The following is a 7,839-nucleotide window of genomic DNA, read 5'->3' as shown; positions in this document are numbered from 1 at the left end:
GATCGGGCCGGCCGCCGGCCGCCGCGAGATGGCCGAGGACGCCCGGCCGGTCGCACAGGACCCCCCCCGGGCGCCCGGGGGCGCGCGGGGGCGCGCCCCGGCTCTCCCGTTGCGCGCCCCCGGTTCTCACCCCCGCCGCAGCACCCGTGTCGCCCCGGTCGCCACCGTCGTCGCCAGGATCCACCCCAGCACCACCAGCCCGGCGGCGGTCCACTGCCAGGTGCCCTCCGGGAGCCAGTAGCCGTCCTGGCCCAGGTCGATCACCGGGATCAGCAGGTCCAGTGCGTAGAGCGCCGGATTCCATATCGGGTGCTCGTCCGCCCGGAGCGGGGGCGGCGGGTGACGGGCGAAGGCGATCGTGCCCGCGCCCCACAGCAGCGCCATCCACAGCGCCGCCCGGCCGGGACGGTAGCCGTACGCGACCGTCCAGTCCTGGAGGTAGCCCCAGACCTTCGCGGCCAGCGGCAGCGTCTCGCGGCGGCGCCGCTGCTTCGCCAGCAGCACCTCGCGGGCGTCCGCGTCCTCGCCGCTGTTGCGCAGCACCTGCGCGAGCCGCTCGTACGGTTCCGGGGAGTACTCCGGGGTCGCCGCCGCCAGCCACTCCAGCCGCCGCAGCAGCGGGAAGTGGCCGAACGGCACGATGTTCTCGTAGACGAAGCCGCCCATCGCGAGACCGCCGGGCGCCGGCCAGCTCGTCGACATGTCGATGAGCGTCACGATCCGCGCGCCGCTCAGCACGACCCGGCCCTCCTCCACGCGCTCGCACTTGAACCGCAGCTCCGGTGTGCTGATCCGGCGCAGCGACAGCTCCTCCGTCGGAGCCAGGAAGAACCGCGCCCCGTCCACGTCGAGCGCGTCACCGAACCTGCCGTCGTCCAGCCGGACCCCGCCCCGGCACTCGAACCGCTGTAATCGCGTGCCCAGCAGGGGCGCGGCGGCCTGTCCGACGCCGTACGGGGGAGTCACGGCGGTGATGTCGGGGGAGCCGAGCAGGTCGGTGGAGTCGCCGATCCACGCGCCCGCCATGTACAGCGACCGCTCCACCGTGAGCTGAGGGGCGTTGAGCGCGCGCCGCTCCTCCGCCGCGCGCAGCCGGCTGCCGCGCAGGCTCAGCGACACGCCGACCTTCGCGCCGCGCAGGCTGACCTCGCCGAACGTCTCGATCTGATCGGCGGTGAAATCCTGCGCGACGGACAGCCCGTCGGCGGCGATCGCCCGGCCGAGCCGGTCGGGCCCCACGTCGATCTGGCTGATCAGCAGATCCGTACCGATCTGCGCGTCGGTCAGCCGGATCCCCCGCTCCACCCGGCAGCGCGGCAGATGCAGATCGCCCTGGGTGCGCAGCCGGGCGGCCTCCAGCCGGGGGATCGCGCAGGCCACCATCCGCAACGTGGTGAAGTGCGACTCGGGCAGGATCACCTCGTTCTCGAACCGGCACCGTTCCAGCTCGACGTAGGGCGCGATCTCGCCGCCCGCGAGATTGAGCGTCCCGGTGATCTGCACGCCGCGCAGTTTGAGCGCCGCGACCCGGCCCGGCAGCGCGGCGGGCCCGCTGAGCAGCAGCAGGGCCATCACCCGGGCGCGCACGCTGCGTTCCGTGCCCCAGGGGCGGGGTGAGAAGGGATCGTTCAGGAGCGGGTCCGACGTACTCAGGTCGTACACGCTGCCGTTGCGGAACGACTGCCACATGCCGACTTCCGCGGCGCTGAGCCAGTCGGGACATTCGTCGTACTGCGGCTCGGTCACGGCCGCTCCTCCGCTTCCCCGTGTGCGTACAGGGTGTGAGTGCTGATCATGGATGTGTGGAGCGATGGAACAGAGAGGTGTGGTGCGATGTACAGAGGGGTGTACAGACCAGAGAGGCGAAACGGTCCTTACCCTCGTTGTGCCCGCTCGGTGACGAACTGAACACTAGTAGTGAGGAGTGGCCTCCGGGGCATGTATCAGCCAGTGATACGGACGTCCGGCGGCCTGATCCGGTCTGCGAGAATTGACCCCGTGATCTCACGAATCGATCTGCGCGGCGAAGCCCTCCCCGAGGGCGTCGCTCTGCGTGACCTGCTGCCCCGGGCCGAGTTCGACGTGGCGGCCGCCCTGGAGAAGGTGCGGCCCCTCTGCGAGGACGTGCGCCATAGGGGCACGGCGGCACTGATCGAGGCCGCGGAGAAGTTCGACGGCGTCCGGCTGGAGCGCGTACGGGTGCCCGTCGACGCCCTCGCCGACGCCCTCGCGACGCTCGACCCCGCCGTACGGGCCGCGCTGGAGGAGTCGATCAGGCGCGCCCGGCTGGTCCACCGCGCGCAGCGCCGTACCTCCCACACCACCCAGGTCGTCCCCGGCGGCACCGTCACCGAGAAGTGGGTGCCGGTGGAGCGCGTGGGGCTCTACGCGCCCGGCGGCCGGTCCGTCTACCCCTCGTCCGTGATCATGAACGTGGTGCCTGCCCAGGAGGCGGGCGTCCCCTCCATCGCGCTGGCCTCCCCCGCGCAGAAGCCCCGTCACCCGGGAGACCCCGCCGGGGGCCTGCCCCACCCGACGATCCTGGCCGCGTGCGCGCTGCTCGGCGTCGACGAGGTGTACGCGGCGGGCGGCGCCTCCGCCGTCGCGATGTTCGCGTACGGCACCACGGGCCCCGACGGCTGCCCGCCCGCGAACATGGTCACGGGCCCCGGCAACATCTGGGTCGCCGCCGCCAAGCGGTACTTCACCGGCCGGATCGGCATCGACGCCGAGGCGGGACCCACCGAGATCGCGATCCTCGCGGACGCGACCGCCGACCCGGTGCATGTCGCCGCCGACCTGATCAGCCAGGCCGAGCACGACCCGCTCGCCGCCGCCGTCCTCGTCACCGACTCGACGGAGCTGGCCGACGCCGTCGTCAAGGAGCTGGAGCCGCAGGTCGCGGCCACCAAGCACATCGAGGACCGGGTACGGCCCGCGCTCACCGGACGCCAGTCGGCCGTCGTGCTCGTCGACTCCGTCGAGGACGGCCTGCGCGTCGTCGACGCGTACGGCGCCGAGCACCTGGAGATCCAGACCGCCGACGCCGCCGCCGTGGCCGAGCGGGTCCGCAACGCGGGCGCGATCTTCGTCGGCCCCTACGCCCCCGTCTCCCTCGGCGACTACTGCGCCGGCTCCAACCACGTCCTGCCGACCGGCGGCTGCGCCTGCCACTCCTCGGGTCTGTCCGTCCAGTCCTTCCTGCGCGGCATCCACATCGTCGACTACAGCGAGGACGCCCTCGCCGAGGTCGCCCACCATGTGGTGACGCTGGCGGAGGCGGAGGATCTGCCCGCGCACGGCGCGGCGCTCAAGGCGAGGTTCGGATGGAAGGTACCCGGCAAGTGAGCACCACCGACACGTCCCCGCGACCCCTCGGGATCGACGACCTGCCCGTACGGGACGAGCTGCGCGGCAAGTCCCCGTACGGCGCGCCCCAGCTCGACGTCCCCGTACGGCTCAACACCAACGAGAGCCCCTACCCGCTGCCGGAGCCGCTGGTCGAGCGGATCGCCGAGCGCGTCCGGGAGGCCGCCCGCGGGCTCAACCGCTACCCCGACCGGGACGCGGTCGAGCTGCGCACCGAGCTGGCCGCGTATCTCACCCGTACCGGGAAGCACCCGCTGACCGTCGCGAACGTCTGGGCCGCCAACGGCTCCAACGAGGTCATCCAGCAGCTCCTCCAGACCTTCGGCGGCCCCGGCCGTACCGCCATCGGCTTCGAGCCCTCGTACTCGATGCACGGCCTCATCGCCCGCGGCACCGGCACCGGCTGGATCTCCGGTCCGCGCAACGAGGACTTCACCGTCGACGTGGCCGCCGCGCGCGAGGCGATCGCCGCGCACCGCCCCGACGTCGTCTTCATCACCTCGCCCAACAACCCCACGGGCACCGCGGTCGCCGCCGACGCCGTCCTCGCGCTGTACGAGGCCGCCCAGGCGGTCCGCCCGACGCTGGTCGTCGTGGACGAGGCGTACGTCGAGTTCAGCCACCGCCCCTCCCTGCTGCCCCTCATCGAGGGCCGCCCGCTGCTCGTCGTCTCCCGCACGATGTCCAAGGCGTTCGGCGCGGCCGGACTGCGCCTCGGCTATCTCGCCGCGCACCCCGCCGTGGTCGACGCCGTCCAGCTCGTGCGGCTGCCGTACCACCTCTCCGCCGTCGCCCAGGCCACCGCGCTCGCCGCGCTGGAGCACACCGATACGCTGCTCGGGTACGTCGAGACGCTCAAGGCCGAACGGGACCGCCTCGTCACCGAGCTGCGGAACCTCGGGTTCGACGTCACCGACTCGGACGCGAACTTCGTCCAGTTCGGCCGCTTCGAGGACTCCCACACCGCCTGGCGGCAGATCCTCGACCGCGGGGTCCTCATCCGTGACAACGGCGTACCCGGCTGGCTGCGGGTGACCGCGGGCACCCCGTCCGAGAACGACGCGTTCCTCGACGCGGTACGTGATCTCAAGAAGGAGCAGAGCGCATGAGCCGCATCGGCCGCGTGGAACGCACGACGAAGGAGACCTCCGTCGTCGTCGAGATCGACCTGGACGGCACCGGCAAGGTCGACGTGTCGACCGGGGTCGGTTTCTACGACCACATGCTCGACCAGCTCGGCCGGCACGGCCTGTTCGACCTCACGGTGAAGACCGAGGGCGACCTCCACATCGACTCGCACCACACCATCGAGGACACCGCCCTCGCGCTCGGCGCCGCCTTCAAGCAGGCCCTCGGCGACAAGGTCGGCATCTACCGCTTCGGCAACTGCACCGTGCCGCTGGACGAGTCGCTCGCCCAGGTCACCGTGGACCTCTCGGGCCGCCCGTACCTCGTGCACACCGAGCCCGAGAAGATGGCGCCGATGATCGGCGAGTACGACACGACGATGACCCGGCACATCCTGGAGTCCTTCGTCGCCCAGGCCCAGATCGCGCTGCACGTCCACGTCCCGTACGGGCGCAACGCGCACCACATCGTGGAGTGCCAGTTCAAGGCGCTCGCCCGCGCGCTGCGGTACGCCTCCGAGCGCGACCCGCGCGCCGCCGGGATCCTTCCTTCGACCAAGGGCGCCCTGTGACCGGTCTGTCGACCATTCTGATCGTCGTGGGGCTCTTCCTCGCCGGCGGTGTGTACTCCTTCCACAAGCAGAAACTGCCCCTGGGCGTGATCGTGCTGCTCGGGCTCTGCTCCGTGCTCTGCCTGGTGGCGGGCCTCCTGCGGATCGAAGGGCTCTGGGGATGACCAAGACCGCCAAGAACGTCGTCGTCTTCGACTACGGCTTCGGGAACGTCCGCTCGGCCGAGCGCGCCCTCGCCCGCGCCGGGGCCGAGGTCGAGATCACCCGCGACTTCGACAAGGCCATGAACGCCGACGGGCTGCTCGTCCCCGGCGTCGGTGCCTTCTCCGCCTGCATGAAGGGGCTCACCGCCGCGCGCGGCGACTGGATCGTCGGGCGCAGGCTCGCCGGCGGCCGACCCGTCATGGGGATCTGCGTCGGGATGCAGATCCTCTTCGACCGGGGCATCGAACACGGCGTGGAGACCGAGGGACTGGGCGAGTGGCCGGGTACGGTCGGGCCGCTGAAGGCCCCCGTCGTCCCGCACATGGGGTGGAACACCGTCGAGGCGCCGCAGGACAGCCGGCTCTTCGCCGGGCTCGACCCCGACGCCCGGTTCTACTTCGTGCACTCGTACGCCGCGCGGGAGTGGAGCCTGGAGGTCACCAACGCCAAGATCCGCGCCCCCCGGGTCACCTGGGCCACCCACGGCGAGCCGTTCGTCGCCGCCGTGGAGAACGGCGCGCTGTGGGCCACCCAGTTCCACCCCGAGAAGTCCGGCGACGCCGGCGCCGAGCTGCTGACCAACTGGATCGGAACCCTCTGAATGGATTCTGGAATGCCTTCCGTGCCGAACTCCGATGTGCCGAAGCTGGAACTCCTCCCCGCCGTCGACGTCCGGGACGGCCAGGCCGTACGGCTCGTCCACGGCGAGTCCGGCTCGGAGACCTCGTACGGCTCCCCCCTCGAAGCCGCCCTCGCCTGGCAGCGCGCCGGCGCCGAGTGGCTGCACCTCGTCGACCTCGACGCGGCCTTCGGCACCGGTGACAACCGGAAGCTGATCGCCCAGGTCACCGACGCGATGGACCTCAAGGTCGAGCTGTCCGGCGGCATCCGCGACGACGCCTCGCTCGCCGCGGCGCTCGCCACCGGCTGCACCCGCGTCAACCTCGGTACGGCCGCGCTGGAGAGCCCGGAGTGGGTCGCCCGGGTCATCACCCAGCACGGCGACAAGATCGCGGTCGGTCTCGACGTACGGGGCACGACCCTGCGCGGCCGGGGGTGGACCCGCGACGGCGGCGACCTCTACGAGACGCTGGCCCGGCTGGACTCCGAGGGGTGCGCGCGGTACGTCGTCACCGACATCGCCAAGGACGGCACCCTCCAGGGCCCCAACCTGGAGCTGCTGAAGAACGTCTGCGCCGCCACCGACAAGCCCGTCGTCGCCTCCGGCGGCGTCTCCTCGCTGGACGACCTGCGGGCCATCGCCGGGCTGGTCCCGGTGGGCGTCGAGGGCGCGATCGTCGGCAAGGCGCTGTACGCCGAGGCGTTCACGCTGGAAGAGGCGCTCGCGGCGGTGTCCGGATGAGCGGCGGCCCCGGGGTCGTACGGAAGGTCGAGTCCGGCGGCCCCTGGGAGGAGAGCTTCGGCTACTCCCGCGCGGTGGAGCTGGCGAACGGGCTCGTCCTGGTCTCCGGCTGTACGTCGGTGGTCGGCGGCCGGATCGCCGAGGGCGGCCCGTACGAGCAGACCGTCACCGCGTTCGGCACCGCCCTCAAGGCGCTGGAGGAGCTGGGACTCGGCGCGGAGCACGTCGTACGGACGCGGATGTATCTCACGCACGTACGGGACGCCGACGAGGTGGGCCGCGCCCACAAGGAACTCTTCGACGCGGTACGGCCCGCCGCCTCCATGATCGTGGTGGCGGGTCTCATCGACCCGAGCCTGGTCGTGGAGGTCGAGGTGGAGGCGTACCGGGGCGCCGAGGAGCCGCGGGGAGGCGGAGCATGACGCTGGCCGTACGGGTGATCCCCTGCCTGGACGTCGACAACGGCCGGGTCGTCAAGGGCGTCAACTTCCAGAACCTGCGCGACGCGGGCGACCCCGTCGAGATGGCCAGGCTGTACGACGCCGAGGGCGCCGACGAGCTGACCTTCCTCGACATCACCGCCTCGTCCGGCGACCGCGAGACCACCTACGACGTGGTGCGCCGCACGGCCGAGCAGGTCTTCATCCCGCTCACGGTCGGCGGTGGCGTACGGACCGCCGAGGACGTCGACAAGCTGCTGCGGGCGGGCGCGGACAAGGTCGGCGTCAACACGGCGGCCATCGCGCGCCCCGAGCTGATCCGCGAGATCGCCGAGCGCTTCGGACGCCAGGTCCTGGTGCTGTCGGTCGACGCGCGCCGTACCCCGTCCGGCTCCTTCGAGGTCACCACCCACGGCGGCCGCAGGAGCGCCGGCCGCGACGCCGTGGAATGGGCGCACGAGGCGGCGGAGCTGGGCGCGGGCGAGATCCTGCTCAACTCGATGGACGCCGACGGCACGAAGGACGGCTACGACACGGAGATGATCGAGGCCGTGCGCAAGCACGTCACGGTCCCGGTCATCGCCTCGGGCGGCGCGGGGCGGCTGCACCACTTCGCCCCGGCGGTCGAGGCGGGCGCCGACGCCGTCCTGGCGGCGTCGGTCTTCCACTTCGGCGATCTGCGCATCGGCGAGGTCAAGGACGCGCTGCGGCAGGCGGGGCATCCCGTGCGCTGACGACGGACCGGTTCGCGTAGGGGCCGGGGA

At 72.1% G+C, this 7,839-nt stretch carries 9 protein-coding genes; 8 read left to right on the top strand and 1 reads right to left on the bottom strand.

The genetic code is table 11. The features are described from left to right. Nucleotides 1–126: 126 nt before the first annotated feature. Nucleotides 127–1,746: an oxidoreductase gene (locus ACFXPK_RS31880; protein WP_384998004.1), complete on the bottom strand. Its 1,620-nt coding sequence runs from the start codon at nt 1,744–1,746 to the stop codon at nt 127–129. A 252-nt stretch (nt 1,747–1,998) separates the two neighbouring features. On the opposite strand from ACFXPK_RS31880, the gene hisD reads away from it, so the two are divergent. Genes hisD through hisF form a run of 8 tightly spaced genes read left to right on the top strand, consistent with a single transcriptional unit; the run spans nt 1,999 to nt 7,809 of the window. Next, complete coding sequence (gene hisD, locus ACFXPK_RS31875; protein ID WP_385080643.1) at nt 1,999–3,348, top strand: histidinol dehydrogenase; 1,350 nt, start codon at nt 1,999–2,001, stop codon at nt 3,346–3,348. Next, complete coding sequence (locus tag ACFXPK_RS31870; protein ID WP_385080641.1) at nt 3,345–4,478, top strand: histidinol-phosphate transaminase; 1,134 nt, start codon at nt 3,345–3,347, stop codon at nt 4,476–4,478. The genes hisD and ACFXPK_RS31870 overlap by 4 nt, the downstream gene beginning before the upstream one ends. Then, nucleotides 4,475–5,068: an imidazoleglycerol-phosphate dehydratase HisB gene (gene hisB / locus ACFXPK_RS31865; protein ID WP_384998014.1), complete on the top strand. Its 594-nt coding sequence runs from the start codon at nt 4,475–4,477 to the stop codon at nt 5,066–5,068. The genes ACFXPK_RS31870 and hisB overlap by 4 nt, the downstream gene beginning before the upstream one ends. After that, entirely contained in the window at nt 5,065–5,232 is a 168-nt protein-coding gene (locus ACFXPK_RS31860; RefSeq protein ID WP_384998017.1) for a hypothetical protein, read from the top strand. Before hisB ends, ACFXPK_RS31860 begins: the two co-directional genes overlap by 4 nt. Further along, nucleotides 5,229–5,873 (top strand): imidazole glycerol phosphate synthase subunit HisH, encoded by a 645-nt coding sequence (gene hisH, locus ACFXPK_RS31855; RefSeq protein WP_384998020.1) that lies wholly within the window; start codon nt 5,229–5,231, stop codon nt 5,871–5,873. The genes ACFXPK_RS31860 and hisH overlap by 4 nt, the downstream gene beginning before the upstream one ends. Nucleotides 5,874–5,909: 36 nt before the next feature. Further along, nucleotides 5,910–6,635, top strand: a complete 726-nt coding sequence (priA, locus tag ACFXPK_RS31850) for a bifunctional 1-(5-phosphoribosyl)-5-((5-phosphoribosylamino)methylideneamino)imidazole-4-carboxamide isomerase/phosphoribosylanthranilate isomerase PriA (protein ID WP_384998071.1) — start codon at nt 5,910–5,912, stop codon at nt 6,633–6,635. Then, nucleotides 6,632–7,057: a RidA family protein gene (locus ACFXPK_RS31845; RefSeq protein ID WP_384998023.1), complete on the top strand. Its 426-nt coding sequence runs from the start codon at nt 6,632–6,634 to the stop codon at nt 7,055–7,057. Before priA ends, ACFXPK_RS31845 begins: the two co-directional genes overlap by 4 nt. Then, entirely contained in the window at nt 7,054–7,809 is a 756-nt protein-coding gene (gene hisF, locus ACFXPK_RS31840; RefSeq protein WP_385080637.1) for an imidazole glycerol phosphate synthase subunit HisF, read from the top strand. Before ACFXPK_RS31845 ends, hisF begins: the two co-directional genes overlap by 4 nt. The last annotated feature ends 30 nt before the right edge of the window (nt 7,810–7,839 follow it).

This window comes from Streptomyces sp. NPDC059142, from assembly GCF_042755665.1.
In the GTDB taxonomy this organism is placed as follows: Bacteria; Actinomycetota; Actinomycetes; order Streptomycetales; family Streptomycetaceae; genus Streptomyces.
Note: the sequence above shows the minus strand (reverse complement) of the source record. Positions and strands in the feature narration are given on the sequence as shown.

What these genes read in the sequence shown, in the direction of transcription:
- hisB (WP_384998014.1), top strand. Translation starts at nt 4,475, where the DNA reads ATGAGCCGCATCGGCCGCGTGGAACGCACGACGAAGGAGACCTCCGTC.
- hisH (WP_384998020.1), top strand. Translation starts at nt 5,229, where the DNA reads ATGACCAAGACCGCCAAGAACGTCGTCGTCTTCGACTACGGCTTCGGG.
- ACFXPK_RS31845 (WP_384998023.1), top strand. Translation starts at nt 6,632, where the DNA reads ATGAGCGGCGGCCCCGGGGTCGTACGGAAGGTCGAGTCCGGCGGCCCC.
- hisF (WP_385080637.1), top strand. Translation starts at nt 7,054, where the DNA reads ATGACGCTGGCCGTACGGGTGATCCCCTGCCTGGACGTCGACAACGGC.